This is a genomic window from Halobacillus sp. K22 (assembly GCF_052246795.1).
Taxonomy (GTDB): Bacteria; Bacillota; Bacilli; order Bacillales; family Halobacillaceae; genus Halobacillus.
In genome coordinates this window covers 1-18424 of the sequence record NZ_JBQQCN010000042.1, presented here as the reverse complement: position 1 = coordinate 18424, position 18424 = coordinate 1, and the positions used below count along the sequence as shown (strand labels likewise).

The 18424-nt window shown below is 44.4% G+C and carries 21 protein-coding genes; 1 reads left to right on the top strand and 20 read right to left on the bottom strand.

Annotated features, from left to right (window positions below; translation table 11 throughout):
• The coding region (locus ACTWPM_RS19915; protein WP_443134723.1) for an IS3 family transposase at window positions 1-86 on the top strand (86 nt) is incomplete at its 5' end.
• 220 nt (window positions 87-306) lie between these two features.
• Here the strand turns inward: ACTWPM_RS19915 and ACTWPM_RS19910 are convergent.
• From ACTWPM_RS19910 to ACTWPM_RS19815, 20 genes are all read right to left on the bottom strand, one after another.
• Window positions 307-660 (bottom strand): hypothetical protein, encoded by a 354-nt coding sequence (locus ACTWPM_RS19910; protein WP_443134722.1) that lies wholly within the window; start codon window positions 658-660, stop codon window positions 307-309.
• 38 nt (window positions 661-698) lie between these two features.
• On the bottom strand, window positions 699-1325 hold the full coding sequence (pyrE, locus tag ACTWPM_RS19905; protein WP_443134721.1) for an orotate phosphoribosyltransferase: 627 nt from the start codon (window positions 1323-1325) through the stop codon (window positions 699-701).
• Entirely contained in the window at window positions 1318-2028 is a 711-nt protein-coding gene (gene pyrF, locus ACTWPM_RS19900) for an orotidine-5'-phosphate decarboxylase (RefSeq protein ID WP_443134720.1), read from the bottom strand. Before pyrF ends, pyrE begins: the two co-directional genes overlap by 8 nt.
• Complete coding sequence (locus ACTWPM_RS19895) at window positions 1994-2926, bottom strand: dihydroorotate dehydrogenase (protein ID WP_443134719.1); 933 nt, start codon at window positions 2924-2926, stop codon at window positions 1994-1996. The genes pyrF and ACTWPM_RS19895 overlap by 35 nt, the downstream gene beginning before the upstream one ends.
• A complete protein-coding gene (locus tag ACTWPM_RS19890; protein ID WP_443134718.1) occupies window positions 2926-3687 on the bottom strand; it encodes a dihydroorotate dehydrogenase electron transfer subunit in 762 nt (253 codons plus the stop codon). The genes ACTWPM_RS19895 and ACTWPM_RS19890 overlap by 1 nt, the downstream gene beginning before the upstream one ends.
• Window positions 3687-6887, bottom strand: a complete 3201-nt coding sequence (carB, locus tag ACTWPM_RS19885; protein ID WP_443134717.1) for a carbamoyl-phosphate synthase large subunit — start codon at window positions 6885-6887, stop codon at window positions 3687-3689. The genes ACTWPM_RS19890 and carB overlap by 1 nt, the downstream gene beginning before the upstream one ends.
• Window positions 6866-7978 (bottom strand): carbamoyl phosphate synthase small subunit, encoded by a 1113-nt coding sequence (locus tag ACTWPM_RS19880; protein ID WP_443134716.1) that lies wholly within the window; start codon window positions 7976-7978, stop codon window positions 6866-6868. The genes carB and ACTWPM_RS19880 overlap by 22 nt, the downstream gene beginning before the upstream one ends.
• The gene (locus ACTWPM_RS19875; protein ID WP_443134715.1) at window positions 7956-9251 is read right to left on the bottom strand and encodes a dihydroorotase; all 1296 of its coding nucleotides are present in this window, start codon (window positions 9249-9251) and stop codon (window positions 7956-7958) included. The genes ACTWPM_RS19880 and ACTWPM_RS19875 overlap by 23 nt, the downstream gene beginning before the upstream one ends.
• A complete protein-coding gene (locus ACTWPM_RS19870; RefSeq protein WP_443134714.1) occupies window positions 9252-10130 on the bottom strand; it encodes an aspartate carbamoyltransferase catalytic subunit in 879 nt (292 codons plus the stop codon). It abuts the gene before it with no gap.
• A gap of 147 nt (window positions 10131-10277) precedes the next feature.
• Window positions 10278-11669 carry a uracil-xanthine permease family protein gene (locus ACTWPM_RS19865; protein ID WP_443134713.1) on the bottom strand — a complete coding sequence of 464 codons (1392 nt, stop codon included), beginning with the start codon at window positions 11667-11669 and terminating at the stop codon, window positions 10278-10280.
• Window positions 11670-11834: 165 nt separating this feature from the next.
• Window positions 11835-12377, bottom strand: coding sequence for a bifunctional pyr operon transcriptional regulator/uracil phosphoribosyltransferase PyrR (gene pyrR, locus ACTWPM_RS19860; RefSeq protein ID WP_443134712.1), 543 nt, complete (start codon window positions 12375-12377; stop codon window positions 11835-11837).
• Window positions 12378-12543: 166 nt separating this feature from the next.
• Window positions 12544-13452, bottom strand: coding sequence for an RluA family pseudouridine synthase (locus ACTWPM_RS19855; protein ID WP_443134711.1), 909 nt, complete (start codon window positions 13450-13452; stop codon window positions 12544-12546).
• A complete protein-coding gene (gene lspA / locus ACTWPM_RS19850; RefSeq protein WP_443134710.1) occupies window positions 13445-13921 on the bottom strand; it encodes a signal peptidase II in 477 nt (158 codons plus the stop codon). The genes ACTWPM_RS19855 and lspA overlap by 8 nt, the downstream gene beginning before the upstream one ends.
• Window positions 13922-14122: 201 nt before the next feature.
• Window positions 14123-14656: a DivIVA domain-containing protein gene (locus ACTWPM_RS19845; protein WP_443134709.1), complete on the bottom strand. Its 534-nt coding sequence runs from the start codon at window positions 14654-14656 to the stop codon at window positions 14123-14125.
• Between the two features lie 78 nt (window positions 14657-14734).
• Window positions 14735-15508 (bottom strand): YlmH family RNA-binding protein, encoded by a 774-nt coding sequence (locus ACTWPM_RS19840; protein ID WP_443134708.1) that lies wholly within the window; start codon window positions 15506-15508, stop codon window positions 14735-14737.
• 77 nt (window positions 15509-15585) lie between these two features.
• Window positions 15586-15858, bottom strand: coding sequence for a YggT family protein (locus ACTWPM_RS19835; protein ID WP_443134707.1), 273 nt, complete (start codon window positions 15856-15858; stop codon window positions 15586-15588).
• Window positions 15859-15861: 3 nt separating this feature from the next.
• Window positions 15862-16317 carry a cell division protein SepF gene (locus tag ACTWPM_RS19830; RefSeq protein WP_443134706.1) on the bottom strand — a complete coding sequence of 152 codons (456 nt, stop codon included), beginning with the start codon at window positions 16315-16317 and terminating at the stop codon, window positions 15862-15864.
• Between the two features lie 24 nt (window positions 16318-16341).
• Window positions 16342-17010: a YggS family pyridoxal phosphate-dependent enzyme gene (locus ACTWPM_RS19825; RefSeq protein WP_443134705.1), complete on the bottom strand. Its 669-nt coding sequence runs from the start codon at window positions 17008-17010 to the stop codon at window positions 16342-16344.
• Between the two features lie 18 nt (window positions 17011-17028).
• Window positions 17029-17829 (bottom strand): peptidoglycan editing factor PgeF, encoded by an 801-nt coding sequence (gene pgeF / locus ACTWPM_RS19820; protein ID WP_443134704.1) that lies wholly within the window; start codon window positions 17827-17829, stop codon window positions 17029-17031.
• Between the two features lie 54 nt (window positions 17830-17883).
• Window positions 17884-18159 carry a YlmC/YmxH family sporulation protein gene (locus tag ACTWPM_RS19815; RefSeq protein ID WP_089752863.1) on the bottom strand — a complete coding sequence of 92 codons (276 nt, stop codon included), beginning with the start codon at window positions 18157-18159 and terminating at the stop codon, window positions 17884-17886.
• Window positions 18160-18424: the final 265 nt, after the last annotated feature.

Genomic DNA, 18424 nt, shown 5'->3' with positions numbered 1-18424 from the left:
TCCATTACTATAACCATAAACGTATCAAATCAAAGCTCAGAATGAGCCCCGTTTCTTATCGAACCCAGTTTCAAGAATCGGCGTGATAAGTTTAAGGAACGTGTCCAATTTTAGGGGGTCAGTTCATAGCTCGAGGAGGCTCAACAAACGCCCGCGGAAAGCGAGTCGATTCCCCGGAGCCCCTTACGCTCATCCAATATCTTGAAGCTGAGTCTTACAGTATACTGCCCTAATAAGTCCTTATGAAAAATTAATACAATGGTTAATAGAGAGAGTTGGTTAAGCTGATATTAGTTCATTCAACCGCTATTTCGGGGGCATCTCCGTGATCATCGATGGTCCTGTAAGAGCACAGTCTTTTTTTACGTTAAAAAATACGCAAAAATGACTATGGAGCCGATATAGGAAAAAATGGCCTGCGCCCAGTACCGATTTCTTTCTCTCTTCAGCATATACATGTTCCATAGAATAAACAGCGTAATCGAACCCGCCAGGCTTAGCAGAGGCTGCCAGGAAAACATGGATTCCATGAAAGAAAAAGCCACCCACGTATATAAATAGACAAAGCACGTGAGTAACCCAAGGGACGCGTTCATTAATATAAAAAAAGAATGCTTTCTTGATTTCAATATCATCACCATTACTTTCTGATGATTCCATCCTACTAGGAGACGCTCCAAATAGCAACTGACCCTATATTAATTTTGTGTAAAGACAGCCGGATCTTTTTTCCACTCATTTAGTAATTGGACTTCTTTCTCTTTTAACTGACCCTGTTGAATTAACTGAAGTAGTAGTTGATCAAAGCTTGCCAGTGATTGATAAGAGAATTCGTTTTCCTGGAAGGCTTCTTGCGCTCTCTCTAAATTATACGTAAAAATAGACAGCACCGTATCTACTTCTACTCCTGCCATCCGCAATGCTTGAGCAGACTCGATGGAGGATTTTCCAGTAGAAATCAAGTCTTCGATGACCACGGCACGCTGCCCCTTTTCAATATGTCCTTCAATTTGGTTTCCTTTCCCATGTTTCTTCGGCGAGGAACGAACGTACACCATCGGCAAGTCGAGTCGCTCGGCCACCCAGGCGGCATGAGGAATACCGGCTGTTGCACATCCTGCAATTACATCAACATCTGGCTCAAGCTCTTTAATTAACTCTACAAATCCTTCAGTCACTCGGCGTCGAATCTCTGGATAGGACATTGTCATACGATTGTCGCAATAGATAGGAGAGCGCAGGCCTGAAGTCCAAGTAAACATGTTGTCTACTTCTATTTTAACGGCTTCTATCTCTAATAAATCCTGTATCAGCTGATCATCCATGGGTGAATGCCTCCTTCATTGTTTCATAGGTGTGCCGCGGGTCTTCGGATTCCCTGATTGCACGGCCCACGACAATTGAATTGCTTTGTTCTTTTTTCGCTTCTTCTGGTGTAGCAACTCGCTTCTGGTCATGAGTCTCACCTGAAGGCAGGCGAATACCAGGAGTAAGCGTGTAAAATTCTTCTCCTGCCGCTTCTTTAATTAGACGTGATTCTTTAACTGAACACACGACGCCATCGGCTCCATTTTGTTTAGCCATCTCCGCATAATGAACCACCATGCTTTCTAGTGAATGGCTGAGAAGGAGCTCATTTTGAATCATGGCAGCATCAGAAGATGTGAGAATGGTAACCGCGAGCAGTAAAGGCCGCTTTGATTCATCTTCCTGTTCAAGTCCATCTCGCGCAGCCTCGATCATATCAGACCCTCCCTGAGCATGGACGTTAACTACATCTACCCCGAGGCGTGCCAGATTAGCCATTGCTCTTTGCACGGTTTTAGGAATATCGTGAAGCTTCAAATCCAGAAACACAGGATGATGATTTTCTTTTAATTGACGGATAATGGCTGGGCCTTCCCTGTAGAAAAGCTCCATTCCGACTTTAACCGGGATGCCTTCCAGCTGATAAGATTTCAGGAAATGAAGAGCGTCTGCTCCTGTTTCAAAATCAAGCGCGAAATAAACCGGATGCAGCTGTTTCATGATGGGCCCCTCCAATCACTTCTTCTAAAGATGAGAAACCATATTTGTTAAGTGCCTCAGGCAATTGTTCGATCAGCTCTTTACAGATGAGAGGATTCTTGAAATTGGAACTGCCTACTGCAACCGCACTGGCCCCTGCCAGCATATATTCGATGATGTCGTCTGTCGTTTCAATTCCCCCCATGCCGATAATCGGGAGATTTACAGCTTGATAGACTTGATGAATCATTCGGATGGCTACCGGTTTTACGGCTGGTCCGGAAAGACCTCCCGTCTGATTGGAGATAATCGGCCTTCTCGTTGCCGGATCAATTCTCATACCTGTTAATGTATTGATCATCGATAATCCATCTGCTCCGCCAGCCGCTGCTGCTTTAGCAAGTGCCACAATATCTGTCACATTTGGTGAGAGTTTCACGTAGACCGGAACTGTACTTACGGCTTTCACCCTGGCTGTTACTTCCTCTGCGAGTCGTGGGTCCGTACCAAACTGGACACCGCCTTCTTTAACGTTCGGGCAGGAGATATTCAGCTCCAGTGCATCGACTTCCCTACAAATGGTTTCAGCGACCTGTTCATATTCTTCCATCGTACTTCCGGAAACATTGGCAATCAGCGGAGTATGGTAAGTTTTTAGAAAAGGAATTTCTTCCTTCACAATTTTCTTGACGCCAGGATTTTGCAGACCGATCGCATTCAACATTCCACTGGAAGTTTCAGCTACTCGCGGTGCCTCGTTGCCGTACCGCTTCTCGCCAGTTGCAGCTTTTAATATAACAGCCCCTAACTCGGAAAGATCATAAAACTGAGCAAATTCCTTCCCAAATCCAAAGCATCCGGAAGCTGGCATGATAGGATTTTTTAAATCCAGTCCTGGTAAAGAAAGTGAAATGTCCATTACAATACAACCTCCTTCGCTTTAAAGACTGGTCCATCACAGCAGACACGGCGGTACCCTTTTTCATCGTCTTCCGGTGTATGAACCACGCAGGCAAAACAGGCTCCAATACCGCAGCCCATTCTTTCTTCCATCGAAATATAACCGCGTACGTCTTCCAGCTGATTGGATATAGCCTTCAACATGACCGTTGGACCGCATGAAAAATACGTATCAAAGCTTCCTCTCAGCTCCCCGGTTCGATCGGTTACAAGTCCCCGTTCACCAAGACTGCCATCATCCGTAGTTATATATACAGAGCCAAGATCCTTGAATTCATCGACTAAAAACGCCTCTTCCTTACTTCTGAAACCTAGTACAGTGGTGACTTTTATACCTTGTTCCACGAGCTGCTTCGCCAGGTAATAAAGGGGAGGGACCCCAATCCCCCCACCTACTATTAAGGCTTCGCGCACATCTTCTTCAATCGGAAAGCCCTGACCGCCTGGTCCAAGAACATCAAGTTTATCCCCTGTCTGTTTTTCTGTAAGAGCCTGCGTTCCGTCTCCTAATACTTTATAAAGTAAAGTAATCTCGCTCTTGTCTGGGTGTACATCTGCAATGGAAACAGGACGCCTGAGAAAGAAACGGTCACTTACCTGGATATGCACAAACTGGCCTGGATCTTCAACTTCTTCTGCAATCTGACCTTTCAATACCATTCGATAGGTATCTTTCGCTACTGCACTATGATCGACGATTTCCATCCATTCTCTTCTCATTAGGGTTTCACCGCTTCCATTGGCGGAATGGCACGGGCTGTAAAGGTCATGACATTAATGACATCCACGATCGCTTTCGCTGTATCCAGACTGGTCAGACAGGCGATGCCATGCTCGACCGCTTCCCTGCGGATACGGAATCCGTCAGACCTTGCTCTTGATCCAGTATTCAGGGTATTAACAACGAACTGGACATCTCCGTTTTGAATTAAATCTATTACATCTCTTTGATCAGATCCTACTTTACCGACCGCTTCAACAGGAATCTTGGCTTCTTCAATGACCGCTGCTGTTCCTTCGGTAGCAAACAGCTGGAATCCTAGCTCATAAAATGTCTGGGCGATTTCCAGCATTTCTGTTTTATCTTTATCGGCTACGGTTAGTAAGACAGACCCTTGAGTTGGTATTTTAAGTCCTGCGGAGATCATCCCTTTAAATAGAGCTTTCTCTAATGTCTGGTCGTACCCGATCACTTCACCTGTGGATTTCATTTCAGGTCCAAGAGTCGTATCCACGCTTCTTAATTTTTCAAAAGAGAAGACAGGCACTTTCACATACACGCCGTCCGGCTTAGGAGCCACTCCCGAAGGAAAGCCCAGCTCTGGCAGCTTCTCTCCAAGAATAACTTGTGTAGCCAGTTTTGCCATAGGTACGCCGGTAATTTTACTGAGGAACGGGACGGTACGGCTGGCTCTAGGGTTCACTTCAAGAACGTAAGCTGTATCCTCAAACACAACAAACTGAATGTTAATAAGACCCTTCATATTTAACTCTCTAGCGATCTTGGTTGTAGCCTCAATGCACTGATCTTCAAGAGACTGCGCCAGACGCTGGGTCGGATACACGCCCATGGAGTCGCCGGAGTGCACACCAGCTCGTTCAATGTGCTCCATAATCCCCGGAATAAATACGTCGTTTCCGTCTGTAATGGCATCCACTTCGATCTCCATCCCCGTCATATATTTATCAATTAATATCGGGTGGCCGTTGTGGACCGTTACATTCGTTTCCAAGTAGGTTTTCAACTCTTCTTCTGAATAGACGATCGCCATTGCGCGCCCACCGAGTACATAGGAAGGTCTTACAACGAGTGGATAACCAATATGAGCGGCTGCCTGAAGGGCTTCCTCTTCGCTTGTTACGCTCTCCCCGCCAGGTTTAGCGATTTCAAGTTTATTAAGCAGCTGCTCGAATAAGTCACGATCTTCTGTCTGATTGATAGCATCCATCGTAGTTCCTAAAATTTGAACCCCCTGGCGGCTCAACCCTTCTACAAGATTAATGGCCGTCTGTCCGCCGAACTGGACGATCACTCCTTCTGGTTCTTCCAGATCGATTACGTTCATGACATCCTCAAGCGTCAGAGGTTCAAAATAAAGCTTGTCTGAAACGCTGAAATCGGTTGAGACCGTTTCCGGATTATTATTCATTATAATCGCTTCATAGCCCATTTCTTTAAGAGCAAGGACCGAGTGAACCGTAGCGTAGTCGAACTCTACCCCCTGGCCAATTCGAATCGGTCCCGAACCAATAACGAGTACTTTCTTATTATTGGAGGGCAGCGATTCATTTTCGTCTTCATAGCTGCTATAAAAATAAGGCGTTTCTGATGCAAATTCCCCGGCACATGTATCAACCATTTTGTACACAGGCAGAATACTGCGTTCTTTACGGTAGGCCATTACATCATCGATGGAACATTCCGCAAGGCGGGCAATTTGACGATCCGCAAAGCCTGCTCGTTTTACTTTAAGAAGTAAATCCTCTTCTAGGCCTTTCTGTTTGAGTTCTTCTTCTAAATGGATAATGTTTTGAAGCTTGTTCAAAAAGAAATAATCGATCCCTGTTTGTTCATGCAGCTCCTGAATGGTATGTTTTCTTCTTAATGCTTCCGCTAAAATGAAGATCCTTTCATCATCTGCTGACTTCATACGAGTAAACATTTGCTCTTTCGAAAGCTCGGCAATCGAGCTCATGTAAAGCTCTTCTGTCTCTCCTTCCAGAGAACGGACACCTTTTAACAAGGATTCTTCCAACGTCCGTCCAATAGACATGACTTCTCCGGTCGCCTTCATTTGAGTTCCAAGTTTCCGGTTACCTTTAGCAAATTTGTCAAAAGGCCAGCGTGGGATTTTCGTAACCACATAGTCGAGAGCTGGTTCAAAGCAGGCATAAGTGGTGCCCGTAATTGGATTTTGAATTTCATCAAGCGTCATACCTACCGCAATCTTGGCCGCAAGTTTGGCGATTGGATAACCTGTAGCCTTTGAAGCAAGTGCAGAAGAACGACTGACTCTCGGATTCACTTCAATTACATAATACTGAAAACTGTGAGGGTCTAAAGCGAGCTGGACGTTGCATCCTCCTTCGATTTCAAGCGCGCGAATGATATCCAGGGACGCATTTCTAAGCAGTTGGTATTCCCGGTCGCTTAGAGTCTGGGACGGTGCTACCACAATAGAATCTCCCGTGTGGATACCGACAGGGTCGAAGTTTTCCATGTTACACACTACAATCGCGTGATCGCTTTTATCACGCATTACTTCATACTCTACTTCCTTAAATCCAGCGATATTCTTTTCTATTAAACACTGCTTTACTGGAGACAATGCGAGACCGTTCCTTGCCGTTTCTCTCAGCTGGGCTTCGTCATCGCACATGCCTCCCCCAGCGCCGCCCATTGTATAAGCAGGACGGACAATTACTGGATAGCCAATATCATTCGCAAAATTGATGGCCTCTTCTACGGAACTTACGATTTCACTTTCCGGTACGGGCTGGTTCATCTGATGCATAAGAGAACGGAATTTCTCGCGGTCCTCCGCTTTTTCAATGGCTTCAAGCGGTGTACCTAATAGTTCGACCCCATATTGCTCAAGAATACCAGATTCACTTAAACCCACCGCCATATTCAAGCCAGTCTGTCCGCCAAGAGTAGGCAGGATGGCATCCGGTTTTTCTTTACGAATAATTTTTTGCAAAAATTCAACCGTCAGCGGTTCCATATACACTTGATCGGCAAACGTGTGATCTGTCATGATTGTCGCCGGATTGGAATTGGCGAGAATGACTTCGAAACCTTCTTCTTTGAGAGATTGGCAGGCCTGGGTGCCTGAATAATCAAATTCAGCCGCCTGTCCGATTACGATGGGACCGGAACCGATCACCATGATTCTTCTTATATCTGTACGTTTTGGCATGCTGCTTCCCCCTTCTCTTTAGCTAAATCTTCTTTAACTTGGCGCAGAAACTCATCAAATAAATGAGATGTATCTTCCGGGCCCGGTGAGCTCTCCGGATGGTACTGGGCAGTAAACACCGGGAATTGTTTATGCTGCAGTCCTTCTACGGTCTCATCGTTCAGTGACACTTGTGTCAACAAGAGATTCGTCTCGGTAAGCGAATCTTTATCGACCGTGTAGCCGTGGTTTTGTGAAGTAATATATGTCCTTCCGGTTTCAAAATCTTTTACCGGCTGGTTTGAGCCGCGATGACCAAATTTCATTTTCGTAGTATCGCCTCCTGAAGCAAGAGCGATCAGCTGGTGACCCAGGCAAATCCCAAAGATAGGAACGGATCCAATTAATTTTCCGACGGTCTCAATCGCTTCCGGCACACTCTTCGGATCTCCTGGTCCGTTCGATAACATAACACCGTCAGGCTTAAGACGTTCGATTTCTTCAGCCGTGGTGTTATAAGGAACCACCGTCACATGACAGTTTCGCTTCGTGAATTCTCTTAAGATTCCGTGTTTCATGCCGTAATCAATCAGCACAATACGATAGCCGCGGCCTGGAACGACATAAGGCTTGACCGTGGACACTTGTTTAACCTGATCCGTAGCAAGTTTAGTCTCACTTAAGGTTTGTATAACTTCATTCACAGGACGTTCGCTTGATGTAAGCATCGCCTTCATAGTTCCGTGTTTTCTAATAATCTTGGTAAGCTTCCTTGTATCAATGCCGCTGATGCCAGGAATTTCTTTAGCTTTTAAAAATTCATCCAACGTTTCTTCGCTGCGGAAGTTGGAAGGCTGTTCGCAATGCTCTTTTACCACCACACCGAGTATGGATGGGTTAACGGTCTCAAAGTCATCACGATTAACTCCGTAGTTTCCGATTAAAGGATAAGTGAAGGTGACGAGCTGCCCACAGTAGGAAGGATCTGAGATTACCTCCTGATAGCCGGTCATTCCAGTATTAAATACGATTTCTCCAATCGTTTCCCTTTCACTTCCGAACCCTTCTCCGACAAAAATGGTGCCATCTTCAAGTACGAGCTGCTTCTTCATTTTGTGCCTCCTCCCAAACTATTTCTCCGTTTGATAATGTTACGACTGGAAAACCTTTAGCTGTCCAGTTATGAAACGGGCTATTCTTGCCCTTTGAGATAAATTGATGACGGTCTATGACTTTGCTCTCTTTCAGGTCAATAAGCGTAATATCCGCAGGGGCCCCTTCTTCCAAGCGGCCGTATGGTAAGTCGAATACATCAGCAGGCGCCTCTGTCATCCAGTAAAGAAGCTCATCCAGGGTGATTACTTCTTTTTCGACTAATTCCGTATAAAGGAGAGGAAACGCCGTCTCGAATCCAGTGATTCCAAAAGGAGAGTTCAAGAACCCTTGCGTTTTATCCTCTTCCGTATGAGGGGCATGGTCTGTAGCAATAAAATCTATGGTCCCGTCCCGGAGACCTTCAAGAAGTGCTTGCTGATCCTCAACAGATCTGAGTGGAGGATTCATTTTAAACATGGCATCATCCTCATGAATCGAATGTTCATTTAAAATTAAATGGTGAGGTGTAACTTCTGCAGTTACACGGATACCGGCACGTTTTGCATCTCGAATGACCCGGACGGACTCCTTAGTGGAAACATGACATACGTGATAGTGACAGTCAGCAGCCTCGGCCAGAAGCACATCTCTTGCTATTTGAATGGATTCGGCAATGTTTGGGATTCCTGGGAGGTTCAAGCGTTCGCTTACCTCTCCCTTATGGGCCACTCCTCCATAAACGACCGAATTATCTTCACAGTGAGCCACGACAGCCTTGTTCACACGGCTCGCTTCAAGCATTGCTTCATACATCTTTCCGGCGGTCTGGACCCCTACACCATCGTCTGTGAATGCAAAAGCTCCAATCTCACTTAATAGTTCCATATCTACGAGCTCTTCTCCAAGTTGCCTCGTTGTAATAGATGCGTAGGGAAGTACGCGCACATGAGCATGTTGATTGATCTTATCCCACAAGGCAGTGAGGTTTTCCTTTGTATCAGGTACCGGTCTTGTATTTGGCATCGCACATACGGTAGTAAAACCACCTTTGGCAGCAGCTTTCGTCCCGGTTTCGATCGTTTCCTTCGCTTCTCCGCCTGGTTCTCTCAGATGGACGTGAACATCGACCAGACCAGCAGATACAAGCTGACCTTGAGCGTCAATTACTTTTTCTGCTTCCTCATTGATCGAGCTACCGATCTTTTGGATAATACCTTCGTTAATTAGTACTTCACAAGCTTCCCATTCTCCGTTAACTCGCCTTTTACCATTTACAATTTTTATCTGCATTTACAGCTCCCCTTTCAATAATGCTTGAATGATAGCCATTCGAATCGTCACACCATTGGTCATCTGTCTGAAAATCCGTGATTTTTCTGATTCGACAAGATCGGCATCTATTTCTACTCCCCTGTTCACCGGGGCAGGGTGAAGAACAATCGCATCATCTTTCATTCTTGATTCTCTATCTTTCGTTAACCCGTGGTCTTTCAAATAGGATGAGGCAGATGTCTTTTGTTCGTGTCGTTCATGTTGAATTCGGAGGAGCATGAGAACATCACATTGTTCGACCGCTTCATCCATCGTTATGTACCGATGGGAAAAAGTTGAATCTTTCCACTCTGGTTTTGTCACAAATGACACCTTGGCACCAAGCTGTTGGAGCGCATGAGCGTTGGAACGTGCCACTCGGCTGTGCTTAAGGTCACCTGCAATGGCTACGTGGAGACCTTCAAACTCTTCAAATTGTTCTTGTATAGTATATAAATCGAGCAGAGATTGAGTCGGATGTTCGCCGCATCCATCGCCTGCATTAATAAGAGAAAGGTTTAAATTCTCTGCGCAGCTGTCCAGGATTCCGACTTCAGATTGTCGTACAACAGCTATATCCACTCCGAGCGCTTCCAGAGTTTTCAAAGTATCATGTAAACTTTCTCCCTTCGTCAGACTAGAATCCATTCCATCGAGATGGAGAACATCCAGTCCAAGTTTCCGCTCTGCTATGTGAAAACTGCTCTTTGTTCTTGTACTTGGTTCTAAAAACAGGTTAGCAGCGAATTTCCCTTCAGCCTTCCAGGAGAGCTCTCCATTTTCTAAATCCTTTGCAATTTTGAATAGATGATGAATTTTATCGTTTGTTAACTGTTTCATGGAAAGTAGATGTTTCATGTTTCTTCTCTCCCATCTCGTAAGAAATTTTATAAAAAAAGCACCCCCGGGTGTATGGGGGTGCTGAACTCGCATGACAAACGAGCCCAACCCGTTACACCCTTCTAAGCCTCACAGGACTTGGTTAAAACGTGTGCGTTGGTTAAACTATACCGCTCTTTTATTTTCTTCTTCCATTTCTTCTTCGCTCGGTTCTTCAAACATACTTCCGTTTCCTTCGCCTTTTTCTTTACCAGGAAGGATTTGATTAAGAAGCACACCAATAATGGCCGACAGAGCCATACCTTCGATTTGAAAATTATCTGTGAACTGGATAAAGGCTCCTCCGATTCCGATGACAAGAATAACCGAAGAGATCACCAGATTTCGTTTTTCACCCAAATCAATCTGATTATCAATCAACATTCGCAGGCCGCTTGAGGCAATGATTCCGAACAGGAGGATCGAAACTCCGCCCATCACAGCAGATGGAATAGAGCTGATCAATGCTGTAATCATCCCCAGGAAGCCGAATAAAATGGCAATTACTGCGGCCCCTCCAATAACGAATACACTGTACACTCGAGTAATGGCTAGCACGCCAATGTTTTCACCGTAAGTCGTGTTTGGCGGTCCGCCCAGGCAGGAGGCAATCACAGTTGCTACTCCATCTCCTAAAATCGAGCGGTTTAATCCTGGATTTCTCAGAAAGTTCCTGCCCACTACTTTTGAAAGGACCATTTGGTCACCTGTATGTTCAGCTATCGTTACAAGCGCAAAGGGAACCATCAGAAAGACAATCTCCCAGCTGAACACTGAAAGCGGCGAGAAATCAACAAAGGGTACAACAAAATCGGGCATTTCAAATATGGCTCCTATAACTCCTCCAAAAGATTCTGCTGACGTAAGAGCTGTCCACTCACTTTTCAGGCCGCTAGTGTCTACGATCCCTTGAGAGAGTGCAAACAGATACCCGCCTACGATTCCGAATAAAATCGGAAGCAGTGAAAAAAACCCTCGGAAGAATATAGAGGCGATGATTGTTATGGCCAGGGTGACCAGCGCTACCATGAAATGAGTGCCGCTGTAAACATTTCCTTCCTGCCCCGGCAGGTACATGGCCATATCAATCGCGGTAGAGGCAAGTCCCAGTCCAATCACCATAATAACGGGTCCTACAACGATCGGTGGAAGCAGTTTCGTCAGCCATTTCGTTCCAAACAAGGAGATGAAGAGAGCGACGAGTCCGTACACAAGCCCGGTCAGGAAGCTTCCGATCATGGCTCCGGCTATGCCGTGGTTCTCGGATACTTGAATAATAGGAGCAATAAAAGCAAAACTGGATCCGAGATAAGCCGGTATTTTTCCTCGTGTAATTAATAAGTAAGCTAGTGTGCCAAATCCGCTTGATACTAATGCAACGGAAGGCGGCAGTCCGGTTAAGAATGGAACTAGTATAGTAGCGCCGAACATTGCAAATAAATGCTGCAAGCTTAACGTTAACCATTGGTGCATTTTAGGAACTTCATTGATATTAAGTGCGGCTTTTTGTTGGTTCATGTTGATTTCCTCCTTTGAATTCATATGCAGACGTGAGGAATATTGTCATAAAAAAACCTCCTTGCTTAAAAGTGCGCAAAGAGGTAAACGTGTTATTAGAACACGCATATCATTACGACCTTTTAAGCCTCACGGGACTTCCTTAAAGGTAGTGATTGGTATCATTTATTTTTCAAATATGGTCACTTGATCTGCTTCGTCGGTCTCAGAAAGCGTGACTGTTACTACTTCATCCTGAGAGGTAGGCACATTCTTTCCTACAAAATCCGCGCGAATCGGCAGTTCCCTGTGGCCCCTGTCGACTAGTACGGCTAATTGCACTTGAGAAGGCCGTCCGAGGTCAATGAGAGCGTCCATTGCGGCACGCACCGTTCGGCCTGTATAGAGGACGTCATCCACGAGAATGACTTTCTTGCCATCAATATTGGCTTTAATATGAGCAGCTTTTAATTCAGGCTCAGACTGTTCTTTCTTAGGCGTCAAATCATCACGATACAGCGTAATGTCCAATTCACCATCTGGCAGGTCTTTACCTTCAATTTCCTGAATTTTATTTTTCAAACGTTGTGCGATCGGGACCCCTCTCGTTTTGATCCCCACAAGAACAAGATCGTCTACTCCTTTGTTCTTTTCAATAATTTCATGAGATATCCGTGTCAGTGCGCGGCGAATGGCTGCGTCATCCAGAACGGTTGTCTTAGATTTCATGTTCATTCCCCCTGCAAAAAAACCCCTTTTCCGCGTAAAGGCAGAAAAGGGGTTTTAGTACACACGAATACCGCGTGCAAATCCGTCACCTTCTCAGCCTCACGGGACTGTTCTTAAAGGACTCTTTTTATTCTATCCATGATTATGTCATGGCATGTTCACTTTGTCAACGGCGGTTTTTAAGAAAATGGATCATTTCCGTAAAGTCTTCAGGAGGTTCGGCTTCAAACTTCACCCATTCTCCTGTCCGCGGATGCTCGAATCCAAGAGATTTAGCATGCAGCGCCTGGCCATTCAGCCCCCATGTTTTCCGTGGACCATATTTAGGATCACCGGCAAGGGGATGACTGATATACTTCATATGAACACGAATCTGATGGGTACGCCCCGTTTCCAGTGTGCACTCAACCAGTGTGAAATCTTCGAAATGATCAAGAACCCTGAAATGAGTAACCGCTTCACGTCCGTTTTCTACAACCGCCATCCGCTGCCGGTCTTTAGGGTCACGTCCGATCGGTGCATCAATCGTTCCATATTCATGGGTGATCAGACCGTGAACGATCGCTTCATATTTTCGCTCTACCGATTTATTAGACAGCTGTTCAGCTAGAGATTGATGAGCCTTATCGTTTTTAGCTACGACTAAAAGGCCACTCGTGTCTTTATCGATGCGGTGGACAATTCCTGGCCGTTCTACTCCATTAATTCCAGACAGTCCCTTACAATGATACAATAAAGCATTGACGAGAGTTCCGCCTGAATGTCCGGCGGAAGGATGAACCACCATTCCTGCAGCTTTATTAACCACAACTACGTCCTCATCTTCATAGACAATATCAATATCGATATTTTCAGGGGCAGCTTCCAAAGGTTCTGGTTCAGGGATGCTCCACGTAATGGTATCCCCCTGCTGTACTTTATAATTACTTTTAACCGCTTCTCCATCTACTTCGACCAGCTTATCTTTAAGCCAGCCTTGAATTTGAGAGCGCGATGCGTCGGTTATGATTTCAGTTAAAAGCTTATCGATCCTTTTAAACTCATCATCCTGCCTTACTTCATATTGTTCACTCACGTTCCAAACTTCCTTTCTTCTTTCGCTCATCCAGCAAAGTAGCGAGCATGACTAAAATAACTCCAATGACTAAAGCAGAATCCGCCACATTGAAAATAGGAAAGTCGTACGAGAAAATCAACGTATCAGCAAAATCTACTACTTCTTTACGAAACACACGATCAATAAAGTTGCCGATTGCTCCGCCAAGAATTAAAGATAAGGCTACTCCCGCTAATCTGCTTTCCTTTGCGAATTGCTGCATGTAATAAATGACGACACCAATTACGATAATAGTAATAATGTAAAAGAACCACATTTGACCCTGTAGTATTCCCCAGGCAGCTCCCTGGTTACGATGCGAAGTCAGGTAGAAAAAATTCTCTATAATTGGAATGCTCTCCCCAATCTGCATGTTCGATACCACGAGCCATTTGGTCCACTGGTCAAGAATGATAATAGCCATAGCTATTAAATAATACACGTACATAGACGGCCTCCATCAATATTATTCCTTCGCTATTGTACCATAAAACGAGCGGGCAGCATTTGATAACAGAAAAACAACCACTCATTAGCTTTCTCCTTCTTTAGGGCATGAGACGAAAAACCTCCACGCTCCCAAACGATGAATGCCGCCTCCCATGAGACGGCATCTGCTCACCCGCTGTTCATTCATACTATGTAGAAATCAGGAGCGGTTTTGATTCGGTGTCAGTTCCTTATCAATGGCTTCCTCAAGTGTTTCACTTCCATCCAGTTCTGTCTCAAACATGTCTTCCCAGCCCTCGTGGTCAATCATCTCCATTTGAGCTTCAACAAGTTTGCGGACACGGATTTTGAAGAATTTAGCCTGCTTTTTCATCGTTTCCACTTCTGAAGAAATTCGTCGGGATTTTTCTACTGCTTCATTAACAATTCGTGATGCATCATTTTCTGCTTCTTTAATAATTAAACTGGATTCTTTATTTGCGCTGGCTTTTACCTCTTCTGCCGTTTCTTTTGCAACTTCTATCGATTTATTAAGAGTCTCTTCAATGTTGCTGTAGTGGCTGAGCCTTTCATTCAGCTCGCTGACCTCGTGTTCAAGTTCTTTCTTCTGGCGAATCACCATTTCATAATTTTTAATGATCTGGTCTAAAAATTCATTAACTTCATCTTCATCATATCCTCTGAATCCTCTTGTAAATTCCTTATTATGAATATCTATTGGTGTTAATGGCACACCAGACACCTCCTAGATGTATTCCATTCGTAGATTAGTTTCGACCATTTGTGTGAAGATTCCTTCTTGAATCAGCCTTTAATTCAATTTAGAAGTGGATACTTTATATTTTTCTTTCTTTGTTAAGCCTTGAATTTCCTCAAGTTTACTTCTGCCCTGGCCTCTCAGAGAAATTAAATCTCCCTCTTGCAGTTGAAAAGCACCGTTTTCTACAACACGGAAATTCACTTTCACATGACCGCTGTCAATGTGCATACCTGCTTTCTTTCTGGACATGCCATAGATTTCTTTTACCAGGACATCGAGTCTTAGTGAAGAAACAGTAGTATCTTTCGTAACCCACGTTTCTTCGCTCTCAAGCATTTGAGATAACGGCTTTTCTTCGAAGTTAACTGTTGCTCGCTTGACTCCTGTAAAATTCATTCGTATATAGTCACTTATTTCCTGATCCGTGATAATCTGAATGACACCATCCTTCACGACCAGGTCTCCAAGCTTCTCTCGTCTGATCCCTAAAGACATGAATGCTCCAAGAACGTCCGGGTGCTCCAGGGTCACAAATTTCGCCGGGTAAGACGCTTCCAGCATGATGAGCTGATAATCATCTTCTTCAATAAATTCATAATCAGGTGCAATAATCGCCCGTTTGCGCTCGGCTTGATCTTTGCCGCCGCTCAGACCAAAATTGAAGTCCGGATGATTTCCCATAACCGCTTTTACAATATCCTGTTCCCTTGGATTTAGGAAATCGCTCAACTTTCTCTGGTACTTGAGCTCTACGTCCTCTCGCCAGGCCAAAACCTGGTCAATAAAGGGTCTTTCCTCTTCCCTGAAATGTTGATAAATATCCATAGCAACCTCCAACCATAAATAAAAGGAACAGATATATGGGCGCTCCAAAGCGTGACTCCCAAGACCTGTTCCCGTTTTTAAACTATTCCTGCAAGTACATAATACAGCTCACGTAAACCGGCTGAGGCAAACCTGAGTACCAGGATTGCTACAATCGGTGAAATATCAATCATTCCAAGTGGAGGAATGATTTTGCGGAACGGCTCTAGAAACGGCTCGACTAAACGTCCTAACGTTTCCCCAAAGCTTGAGTCCCTGGCCCCTGGAAACCAGGATAACAAAATGTAGATAATTACAATCCAGCTGTATATTTCTAATACACTCGTTAAGATATTAAACAAAAACGCCATGACTTACCACCTTTTATAGAGTTCCTCATCTTCTTGTGAAATCATATCAGATATGGAACCTGAGATTTCCACGTTGTCAGGAGTACATAGAAAAGTCTGTGAACCTAATTTCTGAATATCTCCCCCTATAGCATATACTGTACCGCTCAAAAAATCTACAATTCGCTTCGCCTGATGATGATCAACCCGTTGAAGATTAATAACCACGGCTCGGCGATTGACTAGTTCATCGGCAATTTCCTGAGCTTCGTTATAACTGCTAGGTTCGTTCAATACCATTTTGGAAGAGGACTTTGCACTTTTCAAACTAACGATATTCTGCGTATCTTCTTTTCTTCGGCTTCGCTGTTTCTGCTCGTATTCTTCTTCCATTGGTTCCTCAGTCTCCTCATCTACATATTCATATTCATATTCGTCATCCAAAGTAAAAAATGACCGTAATTTATTTTTCATACTCACGCTGATCACCTCAAGTTTTATTAGTTAACCTACAAGGCTGGAACCAATCCGGATATGAGTCGCACCTTCTTCAATGGCTAAACGGTAATCATTGCTCATTCCCATAGATAAATATTCGCAAGGAGCATAAGGCAAATGTTTATCTCTGATCTTATCGCGCAAAGCACGCAGCTGTCTGAAAATCCCCCGGAGGCGCTCCTCGTCGGCATCATGAGGAGCCATCGTCATTAAACCTGCCACTTGAACGTTTTCATAAGCCTCCATTAAATGGACAAAATCTTCCACCTCTTCCGGGGCCAGTCCATGCTTGGACTCTTCCTGGCTCACATTAACTTGTACAAAGCAGGGTACTGGTGCTGAAGCCCGTTTATTAATTTCTTTGGCTAGAGACTTCCTATCCAGGGAATGGATCATTGTGATCTGCTCAATCACATCTTTCACTTTTCTAGACTGCAGTGATCCTATAAAGTGCCAATTTGCACGAGATCCAATTGCTTCATATTTTTCCAGAAGTTCTTCTTTACGATTCTCGCCCAGGTTAACAATTCCTGCATCAATAGCTTCTTGTGCACGCTCAATAGACACGTATTTGGTTACTCCAATAATAGTAATATCATCAATGGAGCGTCCACAATTATAGCAGGATTCAGCAATATTTTGTTTTATTTTTTCAAGATTTTCAACTACCGACATCTTTCTCTCCTTCCACCATCAGCCTTTCAAACCAATAAAGCCCAGCATACGTCCTGTTCGTCCCTGGTCACGGCGATGGGAGTAAAACAAATTCTCTTCCTCGTATGTACAAAGCCTTGAGACAAGGACGTTCTCTTTATTCAGACCTGATTGAAGCGCCATGGCCTCGTTTAGTTTCTTTAAGTCCAGCTTGTACTTTCCAGAAGAAACATATACAGCTGCTTCTCCCCGGAATTCCACCGGTACCTGATCATATACACGCTGATCAACTTCATAATTCTTCTCACTTATGCATGGACCAATGACGAGTTCAATCTCATCAAGAGAACAGCCTTGTGCGGTTAACTTGCCAATCATCTGGGAAACCATGTTTCGGACGGTTCCTTTCCAGCCTGCATGGGCAATACCGATCCATCCAGAGACAGGTGCGTAAAGAAATAGAGGCACACAATCCGCATAAAAGGCACCGAGTAATACATCCGTATGATTTGTGATCAATCCGTCAACTCCAGCAACTGCTGATTCGTGGGAAAATACTCCTTTTCCTTTTTCCCCATTTTCAATTACTTTCACCCGAATATCATGAATTTGTTCGCCAATGATCCAGTTTTTTAAAGGAAAGCCGGTTTCCTGCGCCAGTTCTTCCCTGTTTCTCAGTACGGTGTCAGATTCATCCTGAACATGGAGCCCCATGTTCAGGGTGTTAAAAGGACGCTCACTATGGCCACCTTGTCTAGTGGTAAGACCTGCAATTATTTTTTCATGATTAGTAAAACAAGAATGTTGTTGCAGCGTTTTCGCTGTAAAAGGCTCATGCATGTTACCACCTCAATTTCCCTTCATTTTAACACATTATTCATCTTATTTCTTGTATTATTCTTTCGAATCTGACTTTTGGGAGACAGTAAATCCTGCAGAACCTGACTTTTTAATAAGAATCACATCAGCACCGATGTTAACGATCTGATCCCATGGAATGACCATCTCTTCTTCTTTGCCAAACAGACCCATTGCTTTCCCCTTCATTGTTAAGACAAGCCCTTTTAAACGCCCTCGCTGTGTGTCTATGTCCAAATCGCTAATATAACCCAGTCGTTCCCCTGTTTCCATAGCAATCACGTCTTTTAGCTGCAGTTCTGAAATTTTCATCGTTAATCCCCCTTTCCTTCACTATATGCTTCAATATCGCAACACTTGTGAAAATAAAAGACGAAGCAGGGATAAATGGTTGCTAAGAAATGCTCTGTTTAAGATTATTGTTGTTTTTCTATAAGAAGCTTATTACGCTAAAGGGCCGGATTGTGTAAGACTCGAATTCGAGATATCTTGGGTCCGTTACGAGATGAGGAGCGGGCTGGTGGGGAAATAACTCGTCTTGTTCCATCACCCAGACACTCGAGACATAAGCCGCTCA

What these genes read in the sequence shown, in the direction of transcription:
- ACTWPM_RS19910 (WP_443134722.1), bottom strand. Translation starts at nt 660, where the DNA reads ATGGAATCATCAGAAAGTAATGGTGATGATATTGAAATCAAGAAAGCA.
- pyrE (WP_443134721.1), bottom strand. Translation starts at nt 1,325, where the DNA reads ATGGATGATCAGCTGATACAGGATTTATTAGAGATAGAAGCCGTTAAA.
- pyrF (WP_443134720.1), bottom strand. Translation starts at nt 2,028, where the DNA reads ATGAAACAGCTGCATCCGGTTTATTTCGCGCTTGATTTTGAAACAGGA.
- ACTWPM_RS19895 (WP_443134719.1), bottom strand. Translation starts at nt 2,926, where the DNA reads ATGGACATTTCACTTTCTTTACCAGGACTGGATTTAAAAAATCCTATC.
- ACTWPM_RS19890 (WP_443134718.1), bottom strand. Translation starts at nt 3,687, where the DNA reads ATGAGAAGAGAATGGATGGAAATCGTCGATCATAGTGCAGTAGCGAAA.
- carB (WP_443134717.1), bottom strand. Translation starts at nt 6,887, where the DNA reads ATGCCAAAACGTACAGATATAAGAAGAATCATGGTGATCGGTTCCGGT.
- ACTWPM_RS19880 (WP_443134716.1), bottom strand. Translation starts at nt 7,978, where the DNA reads ATGAAGAAGCAGCTCGTACTTGAAGATGGCACCATTTTTGTCGGAGAA.
- ACTWPM_RS19875 (WP_443134715.1), bottom strand. Translation starts at nt 9,251, where the DNA reads ATGCAGATAAAAATTGTAAATGGTAAAAGGCGAGTTAACGGAGAATGG.
- ACTWPM_RS19870 (WP_443134714.1), bottom strand. Translation starts at nt 10,130, where the DNA reads ATGAAACATCTACTTTCCATGAAACAGTTAACAAACGATAAAATTCAT.
- ACTWPM_RS19865 (WP_443134713.1), bottom strand. Translation starts at nt 11,669, where the DNA reads ATGAACCAACAAAAAGCCGCACTTAATATCAATGAAGTTCCTAAAATG.
- pyrR (WP_443134712.1), bottom strand. Translation starts at nt 12,377, where the DNA reads ATGAAATCTAAGACAACCGTTCTGGATGACGCAGCCATTCGCCGCGCA.
- lspA (WP_443134710.1), bottom strand. Translation starts at nt 13,921, where the DNA reads ATGTACGTGTATTATTTAATAGCTATGGCTATTATCATTCTTGACCAG.
- ACTWPM_RS19840 (WP_443134708.1), bottom strand. Translation starts at nt 15,508, where the DNA reads ATGGATATTTATCAACATTTCAGGGAAGAGGAAAGACCCTTTATTGAC.
- ACTWPM_RS19835 (WP_443134707.1), bottom strand. Translation starts at nt 15,858, where the DNA reads ATGGCGTTTTTGTTTAATATCTTAACGAGTGTATTAGAAATATACAGC.
- ACTWPM_RS19825 (WP_443134705.1), bottom strand. Translation starts at nt 17,010, where the DNA reads ATGTCGGTAGTTGAAAATCTTGAAAAAATAAAACAAAATATTGCTGAA.
- pgeF (WP_443134704.1), bottom strand. Translation starts at nt 17,829, where the DNA reads ATGCATGAGCCTTTTACAGCGAAAACGCTGCAACAACATTCTTGTTTT.
- ACTWPM_RS19815 (WP_089752863.1), bottom strand. Translation starts at nt 18,159, where the DNA reads ATGAAAATTTCAGAACTGCAGCTAAAAGACGTGATTGCTATGGAAACA.